A 23,765-nucleotide genomic window follows, 5' to 3' on the forward strand; every position below is an offset into this window, starting at 1 on the left:
CGGTGCCCGACGAGCGCGGTGGGGCGCTCGAGGTCCGCGAGGCCCAGCCCGCCCGGACCGGTCGCGACCGGGGCCTGCACGGGCACGCTCACGCGCCGCCGCCCAGCAGGGCGTCGGCGGCCCGCTCGAGCGCCTGCTCGAGCCGGGCGTCGACGCTGCCGCCGGGGTGCTCGGCGAGCGCGTCGCCGCGCCCCAGGGACGGGTCGGCGACGAGCTCGACCCCGGCGGGGACCTCCCCCGCGCGCCGCACCTCGACGAGGTCGGCCGGGTGCAGGTGCACGCTCACGCGGCCGGTGGGCGGGCAGGGCGCGAGGGCCCGCAGGAGAGCGGCCCGCGCGCCGGCACCGGTGCGCACCTCCGCGCCGACGACGGCCGTCGCCAGCTCGAGCCCCGTGCGGGCCAGCGCGTCGGTGAGCTGGGCGAGCGCGGGGGCGTCCCGGGCCTCCAGGTCCGCCGCCGCGCGGAGCACCGCGGTCAGCGCGAGCTGGGCGCTCGCCCGCTGGCGGGCCTCCTCCTCGGCCCTGCGCGCCGTCTCGGCGTCGAGCACCGCCTGCGCGCGCTCGGCCGCCGCCGCGGCGCCCTGCGCCCACCCGGCGGCGTAGCCCGCCGCGTACCCGGCGGGCCGGCCGCCCTCGGGCGACGACGGGCCGGGGGCCAGCCAGGGCGCCGGACGGGCGTCGTCCCGGCGCAGCTCCGCCGGGCGGGTCAGGACCTCAGGAGACGTACTCATCGTCACCTTCTCGGCGCAGGACGATCTCGCCTGAAGCCTCGAGGCCGCGGATGACGGAGACGACCGAGCCGCGGGCCTCCTCGACGTCGGCCATGCGGACGGCGCCGAGCAGGTCGATCTCCTCGAGGAGGTTCTCGCGCGCCCGCTCGGAGATGTTGGACAGGATCTTGTCGCGCGTGGCGTCCGCCGTGCCCTTGAGGGCGAGGGCGAGGACGGCGGTCTCGACCTGGCGGGCCAGCAGCTGGACCGCCTTGTCCTCCAGGCCGGTGATGTCGTCGAAGACGAACATGCGCTGGCGGACCTGCTCGGCGAGCTCGGCGTCGACGAGGTCGAGGCCCTCGAGGACGGTCTTCTCCGTGGCCGGGTCGGCCCGGGCGAGCAGGTCGACGAGCGGCTGCAGGCCGCCCACCGGGGCGGTGGAGGCCGCGGCCGGGATGATCGTCGAGCTGCGTCGGGAGAGGTCCTCGGCGACCAGCTGCACGAGCGTGGGGTCGGGCCGGTCCATGACGGCGATGCGGTGCGCCACCTCCGTCTGCACCTCGGACGGCAGCCCCGCGAGCACCGTCGAGGCCTGCACCGGCGCCAGGTGCGCCAGCACGAGGGCCGTGGTCTGCGGGTGCTCGCCGGTGAGGAAGCTGAGGATCTGGCGCGGGTCCATCTCGAGGAGGAACTCGAAGACCTTGCCGGGGGTCGCGATGGCGACCCGCTCCATGACGTCGTCCGCCTTGGTGCTGCCGAGCGTGGCCTCGAGGAAGGACCGGGCGACGGCGACGCCACCGCGCGCGATCTGCAGGCCACCGGACTCGGCGAGCTGGCGGAACTCGGTGATGACGTCGTCGGCGACCTGGGGGTCGAGCGCGCCCAGCTGGGCGATCTCGGCGGCGAGCTCCTCGACCTCGACCGGGCCCATCCGCGACAGGACGCGGGAGGCGTGCTCCCGGCCCAGCTGGACGAGGACGACCGCGGCCTTCTGGCTGCTCGTGAGGGCGCCGGGCTCTCCCCGGACGGCGAGCGCGCTCATCGCTTGTCCGCCGTGAGCCAGCCGCGGAGGAGCTCGGCCACGTCGTCGGGCGAGCTCTCCGCGAGCTCGACGACCTGCTCGCGGGCGACCGCGGCCGGCTCCTTGGGAGCCTGCTCGATGGCGGCCCGGGGTGCCGGGACGGCGACGATCGCCTCCGTCGGCGGGGGCGCGGGCGCCGGCAGGGGCTCGAGGTCCCCGAGGTCCAGCGGCTCCTCGTCCTCCTGCTTCCTGCGCCGGCGCAGGGCCGCGATGACGGCCACCACCAGGAGGAGGAGCACCACGCCGAGCACGGCGGCCGTCTGGATCAGCGCGGTGCGCGCCGCGGCGGCCTCCGCGGCCTCGGCCGCGGCGGCGGCCTCGGCGGCGGCCTCGGCGCCGGAGGTGTCGAAGGGCATCTGGGAGACGCTCAGCACGTCGCCGCGCGCCGCGTCGATGCCGGCGGCCGCGCTGACGGCCGCCTGGAGGGCCGCCATGTCGACGGCCCGGGACGCCGCGGTGTCGACGACGACCGAGACCGACTGGCGCGCCACGCCACCGGGCGCCTGCTGCGTCTGCGTCGTCAGCTTGTCCACGCCGTACTGGGCGTCGGTGCTGCTGTTCGTGTAGCCGCCGGCCGCGCCGTCGGCGCCCGCGGCCTCGCCGACCGGCACCGCGATGTTGTCGGGACCGAGGATGCCGGTGCCGCCGAGCTGGCCGCCGACGAGGGCGCCGCCGGCCCCGGTGTACTCCTCCTCGCTGCCGCTCTGGGCGAGCGCGAGGGGCCCGCCCTCGGGGTTGGTGAAGGTCTCCTGCGTGCTCGTGACGTCGTCGAAGTCGAGGTCGGCCGTCACGGTGGCGACCGCCTTGCCCGGGCCGACGACCTGGTCGAGCACCTGCTGGAGGTCGCCGGTGATGCGGCTCTCGTAGTCGGTGGTCTGCTGGTCGCGCATGCCGCCCGCGGCGCCGCCGCCCGCGCCCGCGGCCGACAGGAGGTTCCCCGCCGCGTCGACGACGGTGACGTCCTCGGGCTTCATGCCCTCCACGCTCGAGGACACGAGGTTGAGGATCGACTGGACCTGGTTGCCCGCGAGCACCTGCCCCGGGCGGGTCGTCACGAGCACCGAGGCCGTCGGCGTGCCGGCGGTGTCGGCGAAGACGTCGTCCTCGGGGATGGCGAGCTGCACCCGGGCGCTCTCCACGCTGGAGATGGCGCCGATGGTCGTGGACAGCTCGCCCTCGAGGGCCCGCTGCCAGGTGGTGCGCTGCTGGAACTGCGAGGCCGTGACGCCCTGCTCGTCGAGGAGCGCGTAGCCCGTGCCGGCGTCGCCGGGGAGCCCCGCGGCCGACATGTCCAGGCGGAGGCCGTAGACCTCCTCACGGGGCACGAGGATCGTCGCGCCGCCGTCGACCAGCTCGTAGGGCGTGCCCGCGCCGTCGAGCTGCTCCGTGATGGCGCTGGCGTCGGCCATGGCCAGGTTGGAGAACAGCGGCGTCATCGTCGGTGCGCTCGCCCAGCGCCAGAACGCGACACCGCCGGCCACCAGGGCGACGACCGCGACGACGGCGATGATCTTCTGCGCGGCGGTGGACGAGGCGAAGCTCGCACCCAGCTTCTTGAGGGCAGCCTGGGCCCCAGCAGCGGCACCCATCAGGCCTGCAACCTCATGATCTCGGAGAAGGCCTCGACGGCCTTGTTGCGGACGGCGACCGTGAGCTCGGTGGCGAGCTTCGCCTGGTTGGCCGCGATGACGTAGTCGTGGACGTCGGACAGGTCACCGGTGGCGGCCTGGACGGCCTTGACGTCGGCCGTGGCCTCCATGGCCTGCACCGACTCCAGGCCGCGGGTCATCGCGGCGCCGAACGCCTGCGTGACGTCGGCGCTGCTGGCCGGCTGCTCCACGAGCCCCGCCGGCGCGACCGACCCGGTCGGCAGCGAGGGCAGGCTCGGCGCGACGCCGCGGGCGCCGGTGGCGCCGCCGATCGCCTCGATCCCCATGACGCTCACGCCCCGCCCCCGATCCGCAGGGCCGCCATGTAGGTCTCCCGGGCGCGGTCGACGACCGCCAGGTTCGCCTGGTAGCCGCGCTGGGCCATGATCATCTGCGACATCTGGCTGCCGAGGTCGACGTCGGGGTAGCGCACGTACCCCTCCTCGTCGGCGTACGGGTGGTCCGGCTCGAAGACCAGGCGGCCCTCGGCGGAGGAGGCCGCGGTCACCCCGGCGACCTTCACGCCGCCGGTGCCGGCGCCGTAGTCGACGGCCTCCACCTCGACGCGCTTCTCCTGGTAGGCGGCCTCGTTCGTCGGCCGCGCCGTGTTGACGTTGGCGATGTTGTCGCTGATCGCGTCGAGCCACTTGCGGTGCACGGTGGCGCCGGTGCCCGCGATGCCGATGGCCTGGAAGATGGTCACTGGGTCCTCATCGAGGTGCGCAGGAGGGACATCCGGTCGGTGACGGCCTGGGTCAGGAGCTGGTAGCGCAGGACCGTGTCGGTGTTCGAGATCGTCTCGGTGTCGAGGTTGACGTTGTTGCCGTCCTCGCGCGTCGGCTCGAGCGAGCGAGCCGTGGTGGGGCCGGCCGCGCCGATGCGGCGGACGTCCCCGGAGCGGACGGCGTCGCGCAGCGAGTCCTCGAACTGCACCCGCCCGGCGAGGAAGCTGGGGGTGTCGATGTTGGCCACGTTGTCCGCGGTCGCGCGCTGCCGGGCGGAGAGACCGCCCAGGGCCACGCGGAGCGCCACGCTCGTCACGTCTGAGAACACCGGCGTGTCCTGCCTCTGCTCGTGCCCCCGCGGCGTGCGCCGGGGCGAGGTGCTGGTGGCCGATCCGTGGCCGTGGGGTGAGCCGTCCGGTGGCTCACAGGAGGCTTCGGCCGCCTGGGTGGTCCCCTTGAGCGGAGGGCCGACCGGGTGATCACGGGCTGCGCCGAGGGGGTGAGGCCCGCGCGTCCCCGGCGCGCCTCCTGCTCCGCGGCCCCGACTCGTGCTGGTGCGCAGCAGGTCCCGGGTGGCGCCACGGAGAGGGTCGGACGCGGCGCAGGCGGGCCGGACGCGGCGCAGGGCCCGTCCCGGCGTCGGTGCTCGACGCCCGGGACGGGCCCTGCGGGTGGTGCGGCTGGTCGTGCGGTCGGTGGTGAGGTGAGAGCGCGGTGGACGGTCGCTACAGGGCGACGTCGAGGTAGAGCGCCTGGGCGTCCCGCCGGTCCTGGCGGGCGTCGGTGAGGGCGTCCACGGCCCGCGCCTGGCGGCGGTTGAGCACGATGGCGCGGCCCAGCGCCTCGGCCGTGCGCGTCTGGCGCTCGGCGAGGGCCCGGGCGCGGTCGGCCAGCGGCGCCGGCAGGGGGCCGAGCCCGGTCGGCGGGGCCCACGGGCGCCGCGGGGCTGCGGGGGGCGTCTCCGCGTCGTGGTGGAGACGCGCCAGGAGGTCCTCCGCGGCCTCCACCTCGAGCTCGAGGTCGGCCAGCGCGGCCTCCCAGCGCTCGTGGAAGGCCTGACCCGTGTCGTGCGCGGCCGGCTCCGCGACGCGCGGGGCGCCGCGGTCCGGGAGCGCCCGCCCCTCCCGCTCCGGCCGGTCGCCCGCGCGCTCGGAGGCGCCGCCGTCCCGGGGCGCCGGGACGGCGGCGCGCCGCTCGTCGCGACGGCCGCGCGCGACGGGTCCGAACCAGCCGCGCCGGGGCTCGGCGTCCACCGCTGCCATCGCGGGCCTCAGGCGCTGACGCTGAGCAGGGTCGGGGCGCCGGTGCGCTGGGCCGGGACCGCCGGAGCCGCGGCCTGGCCGAGCGCCGGAGCGGCCTGCTGGGCGGAGAGCTGGGCCGCCTCGTGCCAGGCGTCGCGCAGCGGCTCCACGAGCACCCGGCACGACGCGGTGCGAGCGGCGTCACCGCTGATGTTCGCCTCGACGAGCTCGGAGGCCAGGAAGGTGTAGAGGCCCGCGAGGCCGGCCGCGCCGGCCCAGCCCGAGGCGCCGGAGGTGTCGAGCGAGCTGTGCAGCTCGGTGACGACGTCCTGCGCGTGCTGCAGCTGGACGTTGGCGGTGCTGCGGTCGCCCGCGACCTGCGCGCGCTCGGCGCGCGAGAGGTCCAGGACGAGCCGGTCGTAGAGCATCGTCAGCAGCTTGGCCGGCGACGCCGTGGCGACGGCGTCGGCGAGGAAGCGGGCGCGCGCGGCGGCGGCGTTCTGCACGGAGATCCCTCTCGTCGGTCCCGTCCCCGGCCGGGTGGCGGAGGACGGAGGTGGTCTGCGGCGGCGCGCGCGCTGTCGCAGGGCGGAGCGGTCAGGAGCGGGTGGCGCTGTCGGGCCGGTGGCCCGCCGGGGCGCCTCGCGCCCCGGCGGTGTCCGGTCGGGCTACTTCCAGCTGGGCAGGCCGGCGATCTGGCTGGCGAGGTAGCCGCCCTGGGACTGCAGTCCGGAGAGGGCGGTCTCCAGCGCAGCGAACTGCCGGTCGAGGGTCGCCTGGCGCAGCGCGAGCCGGGTGTCCCAGCTCTCGATCTGCGTGGTGAGGTCGGTAGCGGTGCTGCGGCGCCCGGTGATGGCGGTGGTCACCGAGCCGGTCACCGGGTCGCTGGCCGACGTGGCGACGGCGGACAGCCGCTCGGCGAGCCCCGTGACGATCGCCTGGGCCTTCTGGGGGTCCGAGGCGGCCAGCGCGTCGAACTTGGCCTGGTCGAAGGACAGCGTCCCGTCCCGGCTGAGCTCGATCCCGGCCTCGAACGGCGACGTCCCGCTCGACGTGACGGCGGACAGGAGGTTCTGGATGGTCGAGCGCACCACGCCGTCCCCGGCGAGCGGGCCGCTGCTGCCCGCGGTCCCGCTGGAGCCCGGCGTCGCCGCGCTCTGGCTCCGCATCTCCTGCAGGGCCACGTTCACCGAGTCGACCAGGCTCTTGGTCGCCGTCGCCGCCGAGGAGCGGTCGCGCTCCACGGACACGGTGACGAGCTCCCCGGTCGCCTTCGTCGGCGTGATGGTGGCGCCGGGCAGCAGGCCGTCGAAGGTGCCGGTGGCCGAGGAGAGGACGAACCCGCCGCCGAGGTCGATCTGCGCGTCGATCCCCTCCCGCAGGACGACCTCCTCGCCGAGGGCGGCCTCGAGGCCCTTCAGCTCGAAGCGGCCCGCCTCCCCCGTGGCGGTGCTGGAGACCTGCAGCCGGTACTGGCCGGGCGACACCTGGAGGACGGTGGCGCGCATCCCGAGGGTCGAGTCGCCGTTGATGGCCGCCGCGACGTCGCTGACCGTCCCCGTCCCGCCGACCATGAGCCGCACCGCGTCGGTGCCCTTGGCGGGGAACTCGACCGACACCTCGTAGGGCGGGCCGGCCACGACGGTCGCGTCCGCGGCGACGTCCCTCCCCGAGACGACGGAGTGCGCGGCGGCGAGCTGGGTGACGGAGAAGCTCACCGAGCCGGGGCGGCTGTCCGCGGAGGCCACGCCGGTCGCGGTCACGTCCGGGGACGAGGACTTGGCCGCCGTCGCCGTCCAGGCCGCGCCCGCCGTCGTCACGCCGGCGGTCGTGGTCGGCAGCGCCTTCGCGGCCATGGTCGCGATGGACGACAGCCGCGTGTTGATGGACTGGAACGCCGCGACCTGCTTCTCCGCGATGCCCAGCTGCGCCTTGAGCTTCGTCTGCGACGCCGACTCGACCGCCATGAGCGCACTGACGATGCTCTTGGTGTCGAGGCCGCTCGACAGGCCTCCGATCGAGAGCCCTCCGGCCATGTCCGTCTCCTCGGTCTGCGGTGGTGCGGGGCCCCGTGCGCCTGGTGGCACGGGCTGCTGTGGTCTCTGCATCGGCGCTCGGGTGCGCGACCTGAGCCCGCGGCGCCGGGTGCGGCGCCGTCCGGGTGAGCGGGTCCCCCGGACGCCGCAGCGGCGGCCCCGGGCCTGAGCTCGGGACCGCCGCTGGGTGTGGTGCTGTGCTGCCTGGTGCTGGTGCCGGCGGGCGGAGCGCCCGCGGGCGTCAGCGGAGCAGGGACAGGACGCCCTGGCCCATCTGGTTGGCCTGGGCCAGCATCGCGGTGCCGGCCTGGGAGAGGATCTGGGACTTGGTGAAGGAGACCATCTCGGCCGCCATGTCGGTGTCGCGGATCCGGCTCTCGGAGGCGGAGAGGTTCTCCACCGAGACGTTGAGGTTCTTGATCGTCATCTCGAGGCGGTTCTGCTTGGCACCCAGGTCCGCACGCGTCGTCGACACGGTGCTGATGGCCGCGTCGATCCGGTCGATGGCGCCCTGCGCGCCCGCGCCGAAGGCCGTGACGACGCCGTTGGCGTCGCGCGTGCTGGCCGTGGAGGCGGCCGTCACGTCGATCACGCTCGTGCCCAGGCCGACCGCGTCCATGTCGGTCCCGATGGCGACGGAGATCTGCTCGCCGCCGTTGGCGCCGACCTGGAACGCGCCGTTGTAGGAGCTGTCCAGCAGCTTCTTGCCGTTGAACTGGGTGGTGTCGGAGATGCGCGTCAGCTCCTCGTTCAGCTGCGTGACCTCCTTCTGGATGTTCGTCTTCGCCGCGGCGTTGAGGCCACCGTCGTTCGCGGCCTGGACGGACAGGTCGCGCATGCGCTGCAGGATCGCGGTGCTGGTCCCGAGGGCGCCCTCCGCGGTCTGCACGACGCTGATGCCGTCCTGGGCGTTGCGGACGGCGACCTTGAGGCCACCGACCTGGCTGCGCAGGCCCTCGGAGATGGCCAGGCCGGCCGCGTCGTCGGCAGCGCGGTTGATCCGCAGGCCGCTGGAGAGCTTCTCGAGCGAGCTGCTCACCGAGTTCTGCGTGGTCGACAGGTTCCGGTAGGCGTTGAACGCGGCGACGTTGTTGTTGATCTGGAAACCCATGGCTGTGGTCCTCTTCCGTGAGTGGTGCTCGTGGTGTGCGTCCCCGTCCGTGGGGGCGTGCCCTTCTCATCGACCTCGTGGGCCGGGCCCTGAGCCGCGTCCGGCGGCGTTCGCCCGGACGGCCCACCGCCGAACGCCGCAGCGGCGGCCCGGGCCGGAGCCCGGGACCGCCGCTGCAGGTGGAGCTGGTCGTGCGAGGTGGAGCGTGGGCCGGCGGGCTGCCGCCCGCGCGGATCAGCGGAGCAGGGACAGGACGCCCTGGCCCATCTGGTTGGCCTGGGCCAGCATCGCGGTGCCGGCCTGGGACAGGATCTGGGACTTGGTGAAGGACACCATCTCCTGAGCCATGTCAGTGTCGCGGATCCGGCTCTCCGACGCGGAGAGGTTCTCCACCGAGACGTTGAGGTTCTTGATCGTCATCTCGAGGCGGTTCTGCTTGGCACCCAGGTCCGCACGCGTCGTGGAGACGGTGCTGATGGCCGTGTCGATGGCCTCGATGGCGAGCTGGGCACCGGACTTGGTCGTCACCACACCGCCCGCGTCGCGGACCTCAGCCGTAGTGACGTCGATGGTGGCCGTGCCGAGGCCAGCAGCGTCCATGTCAGTCGCGATCTGGACGGAGATCTGCTCGCCGCCGTTGGCGCCCACCTGGAACGCGCCGTTGTAGGAGCTGTCCAGCAGCTTCTTGCCGTTGAACTGGGTGGTGTCGGAGATGCGCGTCAGCTCCTCGTTCAGCTGCGTGACCTCCTTCTGGATGTTCGTCTTCGCCGCGGCGTTGAGGCCACCGTCGTTCGCGGCCTGGACGGACAGGTCGCGCATGCGCTGCAGGATCGCGGTGCTGGTCCCGAGGGCGCCCTCCGCGGTCTGCACGACGCTGATGCCGTCCTGGGCGTTGCGGACGGCGACCTTGAGGCCACCGACCTGGCTGCGCAGGCCCTCGGAGATGGCCAGGCCGGCCGCGTCGTCGGCGGCGCGGTTGATCCGCAGGCCGCTGGAGAGCTTCTCGAGCGAGCTGCTCACCGAGTTCTGCGTGGACGAGAGGTTCCGGTAGGCGTTGAACGCGGCGACGTTGTTGTTGATCTGGAAACCCATGGCTGTGGTCCTCTTCCGTGAGTGGTGCTCGTGGTGTCCGCCCCCGTCCGTGGGGGCGTGCCCTCTCCATCGAGCGGGCTCCCCGGGACCTGAGCCCCGGCCCGCGGGCCCTCACCCGGACGGTCTCACGCGGACGCCGCAGCGGCGGCCCCGTGCCTGAGCTCGGGACCGCCGCTGGGTGTGGTGCTGTGCTGCCTGGTGCTGGTGCCGGCGGGCGGAGCGCCCGCGCGGGTCAGCGGAGCAGGGACAGGACGCCCTGGCCCATCTGGTTGGCCTGGGCCAGCATCGCGGTGCCGGCCTGGGACAGGATCTGGGACTTGGTGAAGGAGACCATCTCGGCCGCCATGTCGGTGTCGCGGATCCGGCTCTCGGAGGCGGAGAGGTTCTCCACCGAGACGTTGAGGTTCTTGATCGTCATCTCGAGGCGGTTCTGCTTGGCACCCAGGTCCGCACGCGTCGTCGACACGGTGCTGATGGCCGCGTCGATCGTGGTCAGCGCGGTGGCGCCCTTGACGTCGAGGCCCTGGGTCGCCGTGGCGCCCTGCACGCCGAGGCCCGCAGCGCCCAGCCCGGCGGGGGTGGCCGCGCCGTTGTTGACGGCGACGGAGATCTGCTCGCCGCCGTTGGCGCCGACCTGGAACGCGCCGTTGTAGGTGCCGTCCAGCAGCTTCTTGCCGTTGAACTGCGTGGTGTCGGCGATGCGGGTCAGCTCCTGCGCGAGCTGGTCGACCTCCTTCTGGATGTTGGCGGTCGCGGCGTCGTTGAGGCCACCGGTGTTGGAGGCCTGGACCGTCAGGTCGCGCATGCGCTGCAGGATGGACGTGCTGGTGCCCAGGGCGCCCTCCGCGGTCTGCACGACCGAGATGCCGTCCTGGGCGTTGCGGACGGCGACCTTGAGGCCACCGACCTGGCTGCGCAGGCCCTCGGAGATGGCCAGGCCGGCCGCGTCGTCAGCCGCGCGGTTGATGCGCAGGCCGCTGGAGAGCTTCTCGAGCGAGCTGGAGACCGAGTTCTGCGTGGTCGACAGGTTCCGGTAGGCGTTGAACGCGGCGACGTTGTTGTTGATCTGAAAACCCATGGCTGTGTCTCTCTTCCCTGAGGCCGTGCATCGGACGGCCCCCGTCCGTGGGGGCTCGCGGTGTCCATCGGCGCCTCCTCACCCCTCCTGAGGGGAGGGCGAAGAGGTGGACGCGAACGGGTGACGCCGCAGCGGCGGGCCGGTCCCTCGGTAGGGGCCCGACCCGCCGCTGCGGGAGGTGCTGGTCGTGCTGGCGTGCGGTGGCGGGCTCGCGCCCGCGCGGGTCAGCGGAGCAGGGACAGGACGCCCTGGCCCATCTGGTTGGCCTGGGCCAGCATCGCGGTGCCGGCCTGGGAGAGGATCTGGGACTTGGTGAAGGAGACCATCTCGGCCGCCATGTCGGTGTCGCGGATCCGGCTCTCGGAGGCGGAGAGGTTCTCCACCGAGACGTTGAGGTTCTTGATCGTCATCTCGAGGCGGTTCTGCTTGGCACCCAGGTCCGCACGCACCGTGGAGACGGTGCCGATGGCCGTGTCGATGGCCGTGAGCGCCGCGGTCGAGCCCGCGTCGGTCTTGACGTCGAGCGCGCCCACACCCAGGCCGGCCGCGCCGAGCGCCGTGCTCGTGGCGGGGTCGGCGGCCGCGGTGATCCGGACGGCGATCTGCTCGCCGCCGTTGGCGCCGACCTGGAAGGCGCCGTTGTAGGTGCCGTCCAGCAGAGCCTTGCCGTTGAACTTGGTCGTCGTCGAGATGCGCGTGAGCTCCTCGGCGAGCTGGTCGACCTCCTTCTGGATGTTGCCCTTGGCGGCGTCGTTGAGGCCACCGGTGTTGGCGGACTGGACCGTCAGGTCGCGCATGCGCTGCAGGATGGACGTGCTGGTGCCCAGGGCGCCCTCCGCGGTCTGCACGACCGAGATGCCGTCCTGGGCGTTGCGGACGGCGACCTTGAGGCCACCGACCTGGCTGCGCAGGCCCTCGGAGATGGCCAGGCCGGCCGCGTCGTCAGCCGCGCGGTTGATGCGCAGGCCGCTGGAGAGCTTCTCGAGCGAGCTGCTCACCGAGTTCTGCGTGGTCGACAGGTTCCGGTAGGCGTTGAACGCGGCGACGTTGTTGTTGATCTGGAAACCCATGGCTGTGGTCCTCTTCCGTGAGTGGTGCTCGTGATGTCCACCCCCGTCCGTGGGAGCGTGCTTCCTCTATCGGCCCGGGGAACCAGGGCCTTGAGGGGTCTGCGGTCGGCGCTGGGCCGAACGGGTCGGGCGCCCGCGCGACGGCGCGGGCCCCGGGCGCGGTCAGGCCGGCTGGGCCTGGCGCACGGGCGCCCACGGCGCGGGCCGGACGGCCGAGCGCTGCGCGGGGACGGCGGCAGCGGCAGCGGTCGCGGCAGCAGCCGTCGCGACGGCAGCAGTCGCGGCGGCGCGAGCGCTGACGGCCGGGGCCGTCGCCGCACGGGAGGCGAGCTCCTCGCGCGCCTCGGCGCGCCGGCCCGCGCTGCCGACGCCGGCGGCGGCGGCGTGCAGGGCCACGTCGGCGTAGAAGGCCTCCCGGCGGCGGGCGGCGACGCCCGCGGGCCGCTCGGCCACCGGCTGGGGCTCGAGCACGCTCTCCATGGCCGAGCGCAGCAGGCCGAGGGCCTCGGTGCGCAGCTGGCTCACGCGGGACTCGGTGACCCCGAGCTCCTCGGCGACCTCCGACAGGGGTCGCTGCTCGAGGAAGGTCCCGACGACGACCCGGCGCAGCCGCTCGGGCAGCGCTGCGACGCTGGCGCCCATCACGCGCATCCGCTCGGCGCGCAGCAGCAGCTCCTCGGGACCGGGCCGGTCGTCGGCCAGCCCCTCGGCCCAGGTGCGCGTCAGCGCGTCGCCGCCGTCGCCCGCTCCCCCGAGGGGGGCGTCCAGGCTCGAGACGGTGATGCCGGACTCCGCGCGGCGGCGGTCGACCTCGGCGACGCCGACGCCCAGCGCCCCCGCGAGCTCGTCACGGCTGGGGCGGCGCCCGAGGGTCGCGGTGAGGGAGTCCTCGATGCCGTGCATCTCACGACCGCGGGAGCGGGCGCCGCGGCTCACGAGGTCCATGACCCGCAGCTCGTCCAGCACGGCGCCGCGGATGCGGGTGCTCGCGTAGCGGGCGAAGGGGACGCCGGTCTCCTCGTCGTAGCCGCGGGCCGCCTGGAGCAGGCCGCCGGCGCCGGCGCCGGCGAGGTCGCCGGTGTCCACGTGCGCGGGCAGGCGCATCGCCACCTCGCGGACGACATGTCCGACGAGGGGCAGGTGGGCCGTGACGAGGGCCTCCACCGCGGCGGCGTCACGGCGGGGGGAGGCGCTGCTGCGGGGGAGAGCGCTGCGGGCCGTCTCGGCCGTGCGCTGCGTCGGGATGATCACGCAGCAGTCCTCGTCGCCGGCCCCGACGGGCTTGAGCCCGGACGGGTGCCGGGCTGCCCGGGCACCACCCTCTCGGCCGCACTCCCCCGGGCGTCGAGGGCCTGCAACGCCTCAGCAGTCCTCGCCGTCCGCCGATGGGCAGCGCGTCACCACCTGCTCGGCCGACCGGCCGCCGCAGGCACGAGGAGGACCGAGGGAGAGGACCGGCATGGGCCTGGCGGAGCTGTCGAACGTGCTGTGGCGGGAACGGGAGGTGCTCGAGCTGCTGCTGTTCAAGCTGGAGGAGGAGCAGCTCGTGCTCTCGAGCGGACGCACGCGCTGGCTCGCGCACGCCACCCGGGAGGTCGAGGTCGTCCTCGACCAGGTGCGCGCCGCCGAGCTCGAGCGCGCCGTGCACGTCGAGGCCGTCGCCGCCGAGGTCGGCGTGGACGGCGGCGCGGGCCTGCGCCAGCTCGCCGAGGCCGTCCCCTCCCCCTGGGACGAGGTGCTCGGCGCCCACCGCGACGCCTTCCTCGTCCTCACCACCGAGATCAGCGCGACCGCGGCCGCCAACCGCGACGTCCTCGCCTCGGGCCGCCGCGCCCTGGACGAGGCGATGGCCTCCCTCGGCGATGTCGGCCCCGGCCAGCCCGTCGTGCCCGTCCAGACCTACGGCCCCCGGGGCGGACGCCGCTCCGGCGCCACCGACCCCGCCGGCCAGCGCCCGCGCCTGGTCGACGAGGCCCTGTGACGCGAGGCCCGCAAGACGGGGCCCCGGGCACCTCAACCCCACCCCCCTCCTGCCGATGGAGCAGGTGACCGGCACCGGCCGCACCGCGGCCCGCGCCCCCAGCAGCACCGAGCACCGCACCGTGACCAGCACCGCCCCCGAGACGTCTGCGAGGACCCGATGAGCACGTTCCAGGGCCTGTCCGTCGCCCTGAGCTCGCTGCAGACCCAGCGACGCGCGATGGAGGTCGCCGGCCACAACGTGGCCAACGCGGCGACGCCCGGCTACACGCGCCAGCGCACGGACATGGTCTCCGTGCCCGGCGCAGCCACCCCCCTGTCCACCGGCTCCCGCGGCTGGACCACCGGGCAGGGGGTGGCGGTGGCGCAGGTCGCCCGCCTCACCGACCGCCTGGCCTCCAGCCGCCTCGAGCTCGCCACGGGCGACGCGGCGCAGGCCAGCACCCGCGCCGGCGTCCTGCAGACCGTGCAGGCGGGCTTCGCGGAGCCGGGCGACAACGGGCTGCAGAAGAAGCTCGGCAACATGTGGAGCGCGTGGGACACGCTGGCCCAGCAGCCGACCGGCGACGCCGGCGCCGCCGCGCGCGTGACCGTCGTCGGTCGCAGCGAGGAGGTCGCCGCGACGCTGCGCGCGGGCGCCGACCGGACCTCCTCCACGTGGACGGACGTCCGCACCGAGCTGGGCACCCTCGAGACCCAGGTCAACAGCGTCTCCGCGTCCATCGGCGAGCTGAACCGGATGGTCGTCGAGGTCACGGCCTCCGGCGCCCCCGCGCACGACCTCGCCGACAAGCGCGACGTGCTCGTGCGCCAGCTCTCCCAGCTCGTCGGCGCGACGAGCGTCGAGCGGAAGGACGGCTCTGTCGACGTCATGGTCGGGGGCGAGCCCCTGGTCACCGGCCGGGTCGCCCGCCAGCTGACCGTCACCGGTCCCCCGGCCATGACGGGCGCGACCACCGCGGCCACGTCCGTCACCTTCGCGGACACGGGAGCGCCGGCGGCCGTCGGCGGCACGGCCGGCGCGCTGACCGAGGCGCTGTCGACGACGCTGCCCGACGTCATGGCCGGCTACGACCGCGTCGCGGCGTCGGTCGCCACGAAGATCAACGACCTGCACGGCACGCCGCCCGTCTTCACCGCCGCAGGCGGCGGTGCGATCACCGCCGCCGGCATCACCGCGTCGATCGCGCCCGGCGACGTCCGCGCCGGCACCGCCGGCACCGACAACGACGTGGCCGAGGCGGTCACGCGCCTCGCGAGCACCGCGGACGGGCCGGACGGGCAGTGGCGCACCTTCGCCGTCGGCTACGCCGGCCAGGCCTCCGCGGCCGAGATCCGGGCGAACGCCGCCCAGTCCGCCGCGAGCTCCGCCCAGGGCGTGCTCACCTCCTCCACGGCCGTCGACGTCGACAGCGAGATGGTCGACCTGCTCACCTTCCAGCGCGCCTACGAAGGAGCTGCCCGCGTGCTCACCGCCGTCGACCAGATGCTCGACACCCTCATCAACCGCACCGGGGTGGTCGGGCGATGAGCGGCATCTCCGCGAGCCTGACCGGCGCCGGCCTCAGCGGGCGCTCCACGCTGCAGGGCAGCGGCGGGGCCGCCCACGCGGGCATCTCCGCGGCCGCTGCCCGCTACTCCCGCACGATGGACCAGGTCTCGAGCGGGCGCGCCATCGGCCAGCCCTCCGACGACGTCATCGGCACCGACAAGGCCCTCGGCATCCGCCAGGCCCTCGCCGCCGAGGAGCGCTTCGCCCGCGCGTCGACCGACGCGACGAGCTGGCTCAGCACCACCGACACCGCGCTCGGCAACGGCGCCACGACGCTCAACCGCGTGCGCGACCTCACCGTCCGCGCCGGCGCCGAGTCGATGTCGGCCCAGGAGCGGGAGGCCATCGCCACCGAGATCCGCGGGCTGCGCTCGGAGATGCTCGCCACGACCAACGCCACCTACCTCGGCCGCCCCGTCTTCGGCGGGACCACCGGCACCGGGAAGGCCTTCACCGAGGTGGACGGCGTCGTCGCGCCGACCGCCGACCCGGGCACCGGCGTCGTCCGCCGCGCGCTCGCCCCGGGGGTCGAGGTGCGCGTCGACACCTCGCGCGCCCAGGCCTTCGGCGAGGGCGAGACCTCGGTCTTCGCCGTCCTCGACCGCGTCGAGAAGGCCGTCACGGCCGGCTCCGCGGAGTCCTCCGCGGCGCTCACCGACGTCGACGGGGCGCTCGGGCGCCTGCGGACCGCGTGGACCGACGTCGGCACTCGCTACGCTCAGGTCGACCGGCTGCGGTCCACCGGCACGGACAGGTCCCTGTCCCTGACGGCGGCCAAGGCAGACGTGGAAGAGGTCGACCTGGCCAAGTCGCTGATGGAGCTGTCCATGCACGAGAAGGCGTACCAGGCCGCGCTCGGCGCGGCGGCGAAGGTCGTGACCCCGACCATCATGGACTTCCTGCGGTGAGCGCCTCGGCGCTCGAGGCCCCGCCCGCCGTGCCCGAGGTGCGCTTCGTCGCCCCGCTGCCGGGGCTCGAGCAGCTCACCCGCTTCGCGCTGGTGCGGCTGGACGAGACGGGGACGCTGTACTCGCTGCAGTCGCTGGAGGCCGAGGGCGTGCGCCTCGTCGTCCTCGCCCCGGGCGCGTGGTTCCCCGACTACGCACCCGAGGTGGAGGAGGACGACGTCGACGGCCTCGGCCTGGAGACCGCCGACGACGCGCTGCTCCTCGTCGTCCTCACCCCCGGCGAGTCCCTGGCCGCCACCACGGCCAACCTGCTGGCGCCGATCGTCGTCCACGCCGGGACGGGCCTGGCCGCGCAGGTGCTCCTCCCCCGCGGCCAGCACCCCCTGCGCGCCCCGCTCGTCGCCGCCTGACGGACGGGCTGGTCGCTCCCGACGGCGGCCGTGGTCATCGCGCGGGGACGTCGACCGGCCTGCGTACGCTCGCGTCCGTGATGCCGGACCCCGCTGCCAGGCCGAGGCCTGCCTCGCCCCTGCTGCCCGCGGGACGCCCGTCGTGACCGCCGCGCCCTTCTCCCGACCCGCCGTCGGACGGGCGGTCGGCGCCACCTACGTCGCCTTCATCGGGTCCGGCCTGGGGTTCGGCTCATGGGCCGCCCGCATCCCCCAGGTGGTCGACCAGCTCGACCTCTCCCCGCGGGACCTCGGCCTCGTCCTGCTCGCCATCGCCGCCGGGTCGGTCCTCGCACTGCCGCTGGCGGGGTGGGTGATCGCCCGCATCGGCACCCGGCGGCTGGTGACGGCGATGGCCGTCCTGCTGGCGGTCGCGCTCGCCGGGGCGGGAGTCAGCTCCGTCATCGGCGTCCTGCCGCTCGTCGTCTCCCTCTTCCTGCTGGGGACGGCGAACGGCGCGTGGGACGTCGGCATGAACGTCCAGGGCGCGGTCGTCGAGCAGCACCTCGGCCGGACGATCATGTCCCGCTTCCACGCCGGCTTCAGCGTCGGCACCGTGGCCGGGGCGCTCATCACCTCGCTCATGGTCTGGCTCGGCGTGGGCGTGGCCGCCCACCTCGTCGGCATCGCCCTGCTCGTCGGCGTCGCGGTGCCCCTCGGGGTTCGCGCCTTCCTCCCCGAGGGGGACGTCGGGCCCTCCTCCGAGGACGGCGACGCGGGGAGGCCGGCACCCAGCGTCTTCGACGCCTGGCGCGAGCCGCGCACCCTGCTCATCGGGCTCTTCGTGCTCGCCTTCGCCTTCGCCGAGGGCTCGGCCAACGACTGGATCGCCGTCGCCGTCCTCGAGGGCTACGGGGCCCCGGACGTGGTCGGCCCGCTCACCTTCGCCGTGTTCCTCACGGCGATGACGGTCGGGCGCTGGTTCGGCCCCGGGCTGCTGGACCGCTTCGGGCGCGTCCCGGTCATCCGCACCATGGCGTCCGTGGCGCTCGTCGGGCTGGGCCTGTTCATCCTGGCGCCCTCCGTCGAGCTGGCCGTGGTCGGCGCCTTCCTGTGGGGCGGCGGCATCTCGCTGGGCTTCCCGCTGGGCATGAGCGCGGCCGCCGACGACCCGGAGCGGGCACCGGCGCGGGTCAGCGTCGTCGCCTCGATCGGCTACGTCGCCTTCCTGGGCGGCCCCCCGCTGCTGGGCCTCCTGGGCGAGGACGCCGGCGTCCTGCGCGCGCTGTCCGTCGTGGCCGTGCTGCTCGCGCTCGCGCTGCTCGTCTCGGGCGCCGTCCGGCCGCTGCAGCCCGCTCAGGAGCGCCGGGCGACGACGGCGTAGAGCGGGTCGCCGCGGTAGCGACCGCCGCGCGCGCGCCCCGGCGGGGTCCGCAGCGACACCTCGGGCTCGGTGAAGCCCCCCGCCCTGCGCAGGTAGTCCGCGACGAGCGCGCAGCGCCCGTCGTCGTCGGTGGCCAGCCAGCCGCGGACGGCCTTGGTGGGGAAGCAGCGGTCGGAGAAGGTGAGCACCACGGGCGCGCCGGGCCGCAGCACCCGCGCCGCCTCGGCGAGCACCTCGACGGGGCGCACGAGGTAGTCCACCGACACGCAGCAGAGGACGGCGTCGAAGGTCCCGTCGTCGAAGGGCAGCCGCGGGTCGGCGTTGAGGTCGTGCACCACCCGCCCGGTGGCCATCGGGTTCGCCGCCAGCTCGGCCTCGTTCATGCCGAGGACCACCAGCTCGTCGGGTGCGCTGCGCAGGTGCGAGACCCAGGACGACATGAGGTCGAGCACGGCGCGCGGCCGCCCGTCCTCGCGGGGCGTCGAGCCGTCGACGCCCAGCTCGGCGTACAGGTCGCCGACCGCCGCGACCGCACCGTCGTCGATGTGCGTGACCAGGCGCTCCGGCGCGTAGAAGCGGCTGTCGGGCGAGGGGTCGGCGCGGTCGAAGAAGCCGGCGGGGAACGGGTCGGGCGCTGCCGTCGGGGTCACCACCTCAGCCTCCCCCGCGGGCGGCGGACGGGCGCGACCGGGGAACGAGGCGGGGCACGAGGCGGGGGACCGAGGTGGAGGTGGTCGACGGAGGTGACCGTGCACGGTCACCTGCGTGGAGCAGGTCCGTCGTCGGGGGCCCCTGGGCGGGACGGACGAGTGGTGGAAGGGGGTCCTGCTACACATCACGGGTGTCGCTGCCCAGTCCCGGACCAGCCGAGGAGCCCGCCGTCGAGGCGGCCCGGTCATCACGGCAGCTGCCGCCGACGGCGTCGCCGCTCCCCTGGCGGCGAGCGGCGCTGCTGGTCGCCGCGGTGCTCGGCGTCTCGGTGGTCGTCTTCGGGCTGCTCGTGGCCGCCGTCCTCCTGGTGCCCGACGCGCGCGAGCACGTCCTGGTCCTGCTGGCGCTCGCCCTGCCCGTGCACGGCCTGGCGGTGCTCGCCGTGCTGCACGCCGGGCTCCGTCTGGCGGGCACCGGGTGGGGGGAGCTCGGCTTCCGGCGGCCGACGGCTCAGCTCTGGCACCTGCTGTGGCAGCTGCCGGTGCTGCTCGTCGCGGCGCTCGCCGTCCAGGCGCTCGTCCTCCTGCCCCTGGGCGCCGAGCCGCCGGTGGAGGACGAGCTCACGGAGCTCGCCGCAGGCGTGGGACCGGGCCTGGTCGTGGCCCTCCTGCTGACCGTCGTGGTGCTCGCGCCCCTCTGGGAGGAGGCCCTCTTCCGGGGCGTCCTGCAGGGCGGCCTCCGCCGGCGGTGGCCCCTCGGGGTGGCGGTCGTGGTCAGCGCAGCCGCCTTCGCCGCGGCGCACGGCGTCCTGGTGCTCCTGCCCTACCTGTTCACCGTCGGCGTCGGCCTGGCGGTCCTGCGGGAGGTGCACCGCACCCTGTGGGCGTCGGTGCTGGCCCACGCCGGCAACAACGCCCTGGCGAGCGCCTCGGTCCTCGCCGTCCTGCTGGGCTGAGACGGCGCAGCTGGGACGGCCCGGCGCTCAGCGCACCGGCACGAGGTCCACCCGCAGGTCCGGGCCGACGCGGACCACGTCGTCGACCTCGAGCCGGGCGACGGCGTCCATCGAGGCCCCGGTGACCGCGGTGACGACGGCGGCCGTCCCCTGCCCGAGCAGCGCCGGCGCGAGGTAGCCGCGCACGCGGTCGACGAGGCCCGCGTCGAGGAAGGCGCCGGCGAGGCGAGGGCCGCCCTCGAGCATCACCGAGCGGACGCCGCGGGCGTGCAGCGCCGCCAGCGCCCCGTGGAGGTCGACGCCGCCGCGCGGTCCGCGGCCGACGTCACCAGCCGTCAGGACGAGGCACTCCCCCGCCCCCGGACCGCTCCCCCGGCGCACGGCGGCTCCGGGCGGCGTCCGGCCGTCGGCGTCCAGCACCACGCGCAGGGGCGCGCGCGTCGCCAGCTCGGCGTCGGCGACGTCGTCACCGGTGGGCGGCAGGTCGCGCACGGTCAGGGACGGGTCGTCGGCGAGGACCGTCCCCACCCCCACGACGACGGCGTCGCTGCGGGCGCGCAGCAGGTGCGCGTCGGCGCGCGAGGCCGACGAGGTGATCCACCGGCTCGTCCCGTCGGCGGCGGCGCTTCGACCGTCCAGCGTCGCGGCGTACTTCCACGTGACGTGCGGGCGGCCGAGCCGCTGCGCGAGCAGCCACGACTCGTTGACGCGCAGCGCACCTCGGGCGTCCTCGGGGCCGGCGCGGACGACGTCGACGCCCGCGGCGGCGAGCGTCCCGGCTCCCCCGGCGGCCTGCGGGGTCGGGTCGGGCACGCCGACCACGACGCGGGCGACGCCCGCCGCCAGGAGCGCGCGCGAGCAGGGCCCCGTGCGCCCGGTGTGGTCGCACGGCTCGAGGGTCACGACGGCGGTGCCGCCGCGCGCGCGCTCGCCGGCCTCGCGCAGCGCCACGACCTCGGCGTGCGGCCCCCCGGCGCGGGCGTGCCAGCCCTCCCCGACGACGTCGCCGGCCGCGTCGAGGACGACGCAGCCGACGGCGGGGTTCGGGCTCGTGCCGCCGAGCCCCCGCGCCGCGAGCGCGACCGCCCGGTCGAGGGCGGCGCGCTCGCGGTCGCGGAGCCCGACCGTCACCCGTTCAGCGCGGCGTCCACGACACCGCGCGCCTCCTCGAGGACCCGGTCGAGGTGCTCCTCGCCGCGGAAGGACTCGGCGTAGATCTTGTAGACGTCCTCGGTGCCCGACGGGCGCGCGGCGAACCAGGCGCTCTCGGTCGTGACCTTGAGGCCGCCGATGGCCGCGCCGTTGCCGGGCGCCTCGGTGAGCGTCGCGGTGATCGCCTCGCCTCCGACCTCGGAGGCGGTGACGTCCTCCGGCGCCAGCTTCCCCAGGCGCGCCTTCTGCTCGCGGCCGGCCGGGGCGTCCACGCGCTTGTAGGCCGAGGCGCCGTAGCGCTCGACCAGCTCGGCGTGCAGCTCGCTGGGGGACCTCCCCGTCACGGCGCGGATCTCCGAGGCGAGCAGCGCCAGCAGGAGGCCGTCCTTGTCGGTCGTCCAGACCGTGCCGTCCTTGCGCAGGAACGAGGCGCCCGCGCTCTCCTCGCCGCCGAAGACGACCGAGCCGTCCAGCAGCCCGTCGACGAAGAACTTGAAGCCGACCGGCACCTCGAGGAGCTTCCGCCCCGCGCCCTCGACGACTCGGTCGATGAGCGAGGAGGACACGAGCGTCTTGCCGACGGCCGACTCGCCGCCCCAGTCGCGGTGCTCCAGCAGGTAGGAGATGGCCACGGCCAGGTAGTGGTTGGGGTTCATCAGCCCGGCGTCGGGCGTGACGATCCCGTGGCGGTCGCTGTCGGCGTCGTTGCCCGTGGCGATGTCGTAGCGGTCCTTCTGCTCGATCATCGAGGCCATCGCGTTCGGCGACGAGCAGTCCATCCGGATCTTGCCGTCGCCGTCGAGGGTCATGAAGCCCCACTGCGGGTCGACCGTGTCGTCGACGACCGTGAGGTCGAGCCCGTAGGTGCTCGCGATCTCGCCCCAGTAGGCGACCGCCGCGCCGCCGAGGGGGTGGGCGCCGATGCGGACGCCGGCCTCGCGGACCGCGTCGAGGTCGAGCACCGAGGACAGGTCGTCGACGTAGTGGCGCAGGAAGTCGTACTCCCCCACCGCCGCGCGGGCCTGCTCGAACGGCACGCGCTGCACGCCGTCCAGGCCCGCCTCGATCAGGGCGTTGGCGCGGTCGGCGATCCAGCCGGTGGCGTCGGAGCCGGCCGGTCCGCCGTGGGGCGGGTTGTACTTGAAGCCGCCGTCGCGGGGCGGGTTGTGCGAGGGCGTCACGACGATGCCGTCGGCGTCCCCCGCGGGGATCTCGGAGGCCTCCGCCGTCCCCTTCCCGTTGAGGCGCAGGACGGCGTGCGAGAGAGCCGGGGTCGGCGTGTACCCGTCGCGGCTGTCGACCAGGACGTCGACGCCGTTGGCCACGAGGACCTCGAGCGCCGAGCGCCACGCCGGCAGGGACAGCGCGTGCGTGTCCCGCGCGACGAGCAGGGGCCCGGTGGTGCCCTGCTGGGCGCGGTACTCGCAGATGGCCTGCGTGATGGCCAGGATGTGCTGCTCGTTGAAGGCGCCGTCGAGCGCCGAGCCGCGGTGGCCGGACGTGCCGAAGACGACGCGCTGGGCCGGGTCGGAGGGGTCCGGCGCGCGGTCGGCGTAGGCGGACAGGAGCGCGTCGACGTCGACGAGGTCCTCGGGCTGGGCGGGCTTGCCTGCGCGCGGGTGCATGGGCCTCATGCAAGTGCATGCCCCGGCCCCCGCGCCACCGCTGGGCCGCCCGGTGGGCGGCCTCGGTGGTCGGACCCGGACGTCCGGCCCAGCAGGCCGGCCCAGCAGGCCGGCCCCGCGGTCTGGCCGGTCGTGGCCCGGCCGTCGCCTCGCGTCCTGGTCGCCGGGCGTGCTCAGGCACCGAGGGCGGGCGAGCCGCCGGGGACGGCGGCCGCGCGGGGCGCACGCCCGCGCCCGCGCACCGGCTCCCACAGGCCCACGCCGTGCGCCCGCGAGACCCAGATGGTGAGCGCCGCGGTCGTGCCGAGCGTCAGCGGGAGCGAGAGCAGCAGCGCCCACGGGTCGACGGCGCCCTGCTGCAGCGAGCTGGGGCTCAGGGGCGAGGCGAGGAAGAGCGGCAGGTTGTTCGCGGTGTGGACGACGACGGCCAGCTCCAGGCCACCGCTCTTCCACACGAGGAAGCCCATGGACAGGGCGAAGACGGCGATGTCGATCTGGCCGACCCAGTCGTAGCCGTGGCCGACCACGAAGAGCGGCACCGGCAGCACGACTCCCGCCACGGGCCGGCGCAGCCACGTGCCGACCACCTGCAGCGGCAGGCCGCGGAAGACGTACTCCTCGGCGGCGCACTGCAGCGGGGTGAGCAGCAGGACGACGACCACGACGACGACCAGCGAGGCGTCGAGGGGCGGCACCGAGAGGTCCTCCGGCGGGGCGAGCGCCATCCACGCCCAGAGGACGACCGCGTAGACGGGGAGCACGACGGCCGCGGCGCGCAGCGCCATCGCCCAGCGGAAGCGGCCGGTGACGGAGTGCACCGTCCCGCGCTGCCCGCCGCCCCAGCGCAGGGCGAGCACGGCCACGGGCAGGAGCAGGGCGAGGAGCCCCAGGCCGAGGAGGTGGTCCGCCGGGTTCCGCGGGTCGTCGAGGTCGACGGAGGGCCCGAGCGCGGCCAGGCCGGGCGCGACCTCGGTGGCGACGACGGCGCCGACGACCGCCACCAGGCCCAGGACCGCCAGGGCGAGGAGGAGCCCTGCACCCACGCCCAGGGTCGCCAGCGGCCGCCACCACCGCGCCGTGCGCGGGTCGAGGTGGGCGAGGCGGTGGTAGGCCAGGGGCTCCGGCTCTGCGCCGGCCCCGACCGGGGTGGGGGCATGGGCGATCGGGGCCAGAGCGGTGGCGTCGGCGAGAGCGCCCGTCGTGGCGCCGGCGGACGTCCCGCGGGGGGTGGGGCCGGCGGGCGCCTCGTGCAGCGCCCCAGGGTGGCGGGTCTCGGTCATGGCCCCACTGTCACCACCCTCGCCCGACGGCGGATCCGTCGTCCGGTCCGTTCCCCCGCCCGGGCGCCGACCGGTCGCAGGGGGCCCGTCCGGAGGA

General features: G+C 75.3%; 24 protein-coding genes. 6 read left to right on the forward strand and 18 right to left on the reverse strand.

Features of this window, described 5'->3' with window-relative positions; all coding sequences use genetic code 11:
• Positions 1-88: 88 nt before the first annotated feature.
• The 14 genes from Q0848_RS06730 to Q0848_RS06795 all read right to left on the reverse strand — a co-directional run bounded on the left by Q0848_RS06730 (position 89) and on the right by Q0848_RS06795 (position 13,043).
• Entirely contained in the window at positions 89-730 is a 642-nt protein-coding gene (locus Q0848_RS06730; protein WP_299036284.1) for a FliH/SctL family protein, read from the reverse strand.
• Positions 714-1,751 (reverse strand): flagellar motor switch protein FliG, encoded by a 1,038-nt coding sequence (fliG, locus tag Q0848_RS06735; RefSeq protein WP_299036286.1) that lies wholly within the window; start codon positions 1,749-1,751, stop codon positions 714-716. Before fliG ends, Q0848_RS06730 begins: the two co-directional genes overlap by 17 nt.
• Complete coding sequence (gene fliF / locus Q0848_RS06740; RefSeq protein WP_299036287.1) at positions 1,748-3,379, reverse strand: flagellar basal-body MS-ring/collar protein FliF; 1,632 nt, start codon at positions 3,377-3,379, stop codon at positions 1,748-1,750. Before fliF ends, fliG begins: the two co-directional genes overlap by 4 nt.
• Positions 3,379-3,726 (reverse strand): flagellar hook-basal body complex protein FliE, encoded by a 348-nt coding sequence (locus Q0848_RS06745; protein ID WP_299036446.1) that lies wholly within the window; start codon positions 3,724-3,726, stop codon positions 3,379-3,381. The genes fliF and Q0848_RS06745 overlap by 1 nt, the downstream gene beginning before the upstream one ends.
• Before the next feature lie 5 nt (positions 3,727-3,731).
• Entirely contained in the window at positions 3,732-4,142 is a 411-nt protein-coding gene (locus Q0848_RS06750) for a flagellar basal body rod protein FlgC (protein WP_299036289.1), read from the reverse strand.
• Complete coding sequence (locus Q0848_RS06755) at positions 4,139-4,492, reverse strand: flagellar basal body protein (protein WP_299036291.1); 354 nt, start codon at positions 4,490-4,492, stop codon at positions 4,139-4,141. The genes Q0848_RS06750 and Q0848_RS06755 overlap by 4 nt, the downstream gene beginning before the upstream one ends.
• Positions 4,493-4,889: 397 nt before the next feature.
• Positions 4,890-5,426, reverse strand: a complete 537-nt coding sequence (locus tag Q0848_RS06760) for a hypothetical protein (RefSeq protein WP_299036293.1) — start codon at positions 5,424-5,426, stop codon at positions 4,890-4,892.
• Positions 5,427-5,434: 8 nt separating this feature from the next.
• Positions 5,435-5,911, reverse strand: coding sequence for a flagellar export chaperone FliS (gene fliS, locus Q0848_RS06765; protein WP_299036295.1), 477 nt, complete (start codon positions 5,909-5,911; stop codon positions 5,435-5,437).
• A 162-nt stretch (positions 5,912-6,073) separates the two neighbouring features.
• The gene (gene fliD, locus Q0848_RS06770) at positions 6,074-7,441 is read right to left on the reverse strand and encodes a flagellar filament capping protein FliD (RefSeq protein WP_299036297.1); all 1,368 of its coding nucleotides are present in this window, start codon (positions 7,439-7,441) and stop codon (positions 6,074-6,076) included.
• 241 nt (positions 7,442-7,682) lie between these two features.
• Complete coding sequence (locus tag Q0848_RS06775; RefSeq protein WP_299036299.1) at positions 7,683-8,552, reverse strand: flagellin; 870 nt, start codon at positions 8,550-8,552, stop codon at positions 7,683-7,685.
• 234 nt (positions 8,553-8,786) lie between these two features.
• On the reverse strand, positions 8,787-9,644 hold the full coding sequence (locus tag Q0848_RS06780; protein ID WP_299036301.1) for a flagellin: 858 nt from the start codon (positions 9,642-9,644) through the stop codon (positions 8,787-8,789).
• Between the two features lie 232 nt (positions 9,645-9,876).
• Entirely contained in the window at positions 9,877-10,722 is an 846-nt protein-coding gene (locus Q0848_RS06785) for a flagellin (protein WP_299036302.1), read from the reverse strand.
• A gap of 224 nt (positions 10,723-10,946) precedes the next feature.
• Positions 10,947-11,792 (reverse strand): flagellin, encoded by an 846-nt coding sequence (locus Q0848_RS06790; protein ID WP_299036303.1) that lies wholly within the window; start codon positions 11,790-11,792, stop codon positions 10,947-10,949.
• Between the two features lie 162 nt (positions 11,793-11,954).
• On the reverse strand, positions 11,955-13,043 hold the full coding sequence (locus Q0848_RS06795) for a sigma-70 family RNA polymerase sigma factor (protein ID WP_299036305.1): 1,089 nt from the start codon (positions 13,041-13,043) through the stop codon (positions 11,955-11,957).
• Between the two features lie 208 nt (positions 13,044-13,251).
• Between Q0848_RS06795 and flgN the strand changes: the two genes are divergently transcribed.
• From flgN to Q0848_RS06820, 5 genes are all read left to right on the forward strand, one after another.
• Complete coding sequence (gene flgN, locus Q0848_RS06800) at positions 13,252-13,773, forward strand: flagellar protein FlgN (protein ID WP_299036306.1); 522 nt, start codon at positions 13,252-13,254, stop codon at positions 13,771-13,773.
• Positions 13,774-13,932: 159 nt separating this feature from the next.
• Complete coding sequence (gene flgK / locus Q0848_RS06805; RefSeq protein WP_299036308.1) at positions 13,933-15,303, forward strand: flagellar hook-associated protein FlgK; 1,371 nt, start codon at positions 13,933-13,935, stop codon at positions 15,301-15,303.
• Positions 15,300-16,232 (forward strand): hypothetical protein, encoded by a 933-nt coding sequence (locus Q0848_RS06810; RefSeq protein WP_299036310.1) that lies wholly within the window; start codon positions 15,300-15,302, stop codon positions 16,230-16,232. The genes flgK and Q0848_RS06810 overlap by 4 nt, the downstream gene beginning before the upstream one ends.
• Positions 16,229-16,642, forward strand: coding sequence for a flagellar assembly protein FliW (locus Q0848_RS06815; RefSeq protein WP_299036312.1), 414 nt, complete (start codon positions 16,229-16,231; stop codon positions 16,640-16,642). Before Q0848_RS06810 ends, Q0848_RS06815 begins: the two co-directional genes overlap by 4 nt.
• A 142-nt stretch (positions 16,643-16,784) precedes the next feature.
• Positions 16,785-18,005, forward strand: coding sequence for an MFS transporter (locus Q0848_RS06820; RefSeq protein WP_299036314.1), 1,221 nt, complete (start codon positions 16,785-16,787; stop codon positions 18,003-18,005).
• Here the strand turns inward: Q0848_RS06820 and Q0848_RS06825 are convergent.
• Positions 17,978-18,655, reverse strand: a complete 678-nt coding sequence (locus Q0848_RS06825; RefSeq protein ID WP_299036317.1) for a methyltransferase domain-containing protein — start codon at positions 18,653-18,655, stop codon at positions 17,978-17,980. The genes Q0848_RS06820 and Q0848_RS06825 overlap by 28 nt on opposite strands.
• Before the next feature lie 191 nt (positions 18,656-18,846).
• On the opposite strand from Q0848_RS06825, the gene Q0848_RS06830 reads away from it, so the two are divergent.
• The gene (locus Q0848_RS06830) at positions 18,847-19,611 is read left to right on the forward strand and encodes a CPBP family intramembrane glutamic endopeptidase (RefSeq protein ID WP_299036319.1); all 765 of its coding nucleotides are present in this window, start codon (positions 18,847-18,849) and stop codon (positions 19,609-19,611) included.
• Positions 19,612-19,638: 27 nt separating this feature from the next.
• On the opposite strand, the gene ribD is transcribed toward Q0848_RS06830, so the two are convergent.
• The 3 genes from ribD to Q0848_RS06845 all read right to left on the reverse strand — a co-directional run bounded on the left by ribD (position 19,639) and on the right by Q0848_RS06845 (position 23,668).
• Entirely contained in the window at positions 19,639-20,742 is a 1,104-nt protein-coding gene (ribD, locus tag Q0848_RS06835) for a bifunctional diaminohydroxyphosphoribosylaminopyrimidine deaminase/5-amino-6-(5-phosphoribosylamino)uracil reductase RibD (RefSeq protein ID WP_299036321.1), read from the reverse strand.
• A complete protein-coding gene (pgm, locus tag Q0848_RS06840) occupies positions 20,739-22,388 on the reverse strand; it encodes a phosphoglucomutase (alpha-D-glucose-1,6-bisphosphate-dependent) (RefSeq protein ID WP_299036323.1) in 1,650 nt (549 codons plus the stop codon). Before pgm ends, ribD begins: the two co-directional genes overlap by 4 nt.
• Positions 22,389-22,561: 173 nt before the next feature.
• Complete coding sequence (locus Q0848_RS06845) at positions 22,562-23,668, reverse strand: CPBP family intramembrane glutamic endopeptidase (protein ID WP_299036325.1); 1,107 nt, start codon at positions 23,666-23,668, stop codon at positions 22,562-22,564.
• Positions 23,669-23,765 lie beyond the last annotated feature (97 nt).

This window comes from uncultured Pseudokineococcus sp., assembly GCF_947495735.1.
Taxonomy (GTDB): Bacteria; Actinomycetota; Actinomycetes; order Actinomycetales; family Quadrisphaeraceae; genus Pseudokineococcus.

Excerpts from the sequence above, each read along its gene's own strand:
- Q0848_RS06760 (WP_299036293.1), bottom strand. The coding sequence starts at position 5,426 with ATGGCAGCGGTGGACGCCGAGCCCCGGCGCGGCTGGTTCGGACCCGTC.
- pgm (WP_299036323.1), bottom strand. The coding sequence starts at position 22,388 with ATGCACCCGCGCGCAGGCAAGCCCGCCCAGCCCGAGGACCTCGTCGAC.
- Q0848_RS06790 (WP_299036303.1), bottom strand. The coding sequence starts at position 11,792 with ATGGGTTTCCAGATCAACAACAACGTCGCCGCGTTCAACGCCTACCGG.
- fliG (WP_299036286.1), bottom strand. The coding sequence starts at position 1,751 with ATGAGCGCGCTCGCCGTCCGGGGAGAGCCCGGCGCCCTCACGAGCAGC.
- flgK (WP_299036308.1), top strand. The coding sequence starts at position 13,933 with ATGAGCACGTTCCAGGGCCTGTCCGTCGCCCTGAGCTCGCTGCAGACC.
- Q0848_RS06785 (WP_299036302.1), bottom strand. The coding sequence starts at position 10,722 with ATGGGTTTTCAGATCAACAACAACGTCGCCGCGTTCAACGCCTACCGG.
- Q0848_RS06780 (WP_299036301.1), bottom strand. The coding sequence starts at position 9,644 with ATGGGTTTCCAGATCAACAACAACGTCGCCGCGTTCAACGCCTACCGG.
- Q0848_RS06845 (WP_299036325.1), bottom strand. The coding sequence starts at position 23,668 with ATGACCGAGACCCGCCACCCTGGGGCGCTGCACGAGGCGCCCGCCGGC.
- fliF (WP_299036287.1), bottom strand. The coding sequence starts at position 3,379 with ATGGGTGCCGCTGCTGGGGCCCAGGCTGCCCTCAAGAAGCTGGGTGCG.
- Q0848_RS06730 (WP_299036284.1), bottom strand. The coding sequence starts at position 730 with ATGAGTACGTCTCCTGAGGTCCTGACCCGCCCGGCGGAGCTGCGCCGG.
- flgN (WP_299036306.1), top strand. The coding sequence starts at position 13,252 with ATGGGCCTGGCGGAGCTGTCGAACGTGCTGTGGCGGGAACGGGAGGTG.
- fliD (WP_299036297.1), bottom strand. The coding sequence starts at position 7,441 with ATGGCCGGAGGGCTCTCGATCGGAGGCCTGTCGAGCGGCCTCGACACC.
- Q0848_RS06775 (WP_299036299.1), bottom strand. The coding sequence starts at position 8,552 with ATGGGTTTCCAGATCAACAACAACGTCGCCGCGTTCAACGCCTACCGG.
- Q0848_RS06745 (WP_299036446.1), bottom strand. The coding sequence starts at position 3,726 with ATGGGGATCGAGGCGATCGGCGGCGCCACCGGCGCCCGCGGCGTCGCG.
- Q0848_RS06810 (WP_299036310.1), top strand. The coding sequence starts at position 15,300 with ATGAGCGGCATCTCCGCGAGCCTGACCGGCGCCGGCCTCAGCGGGCGC.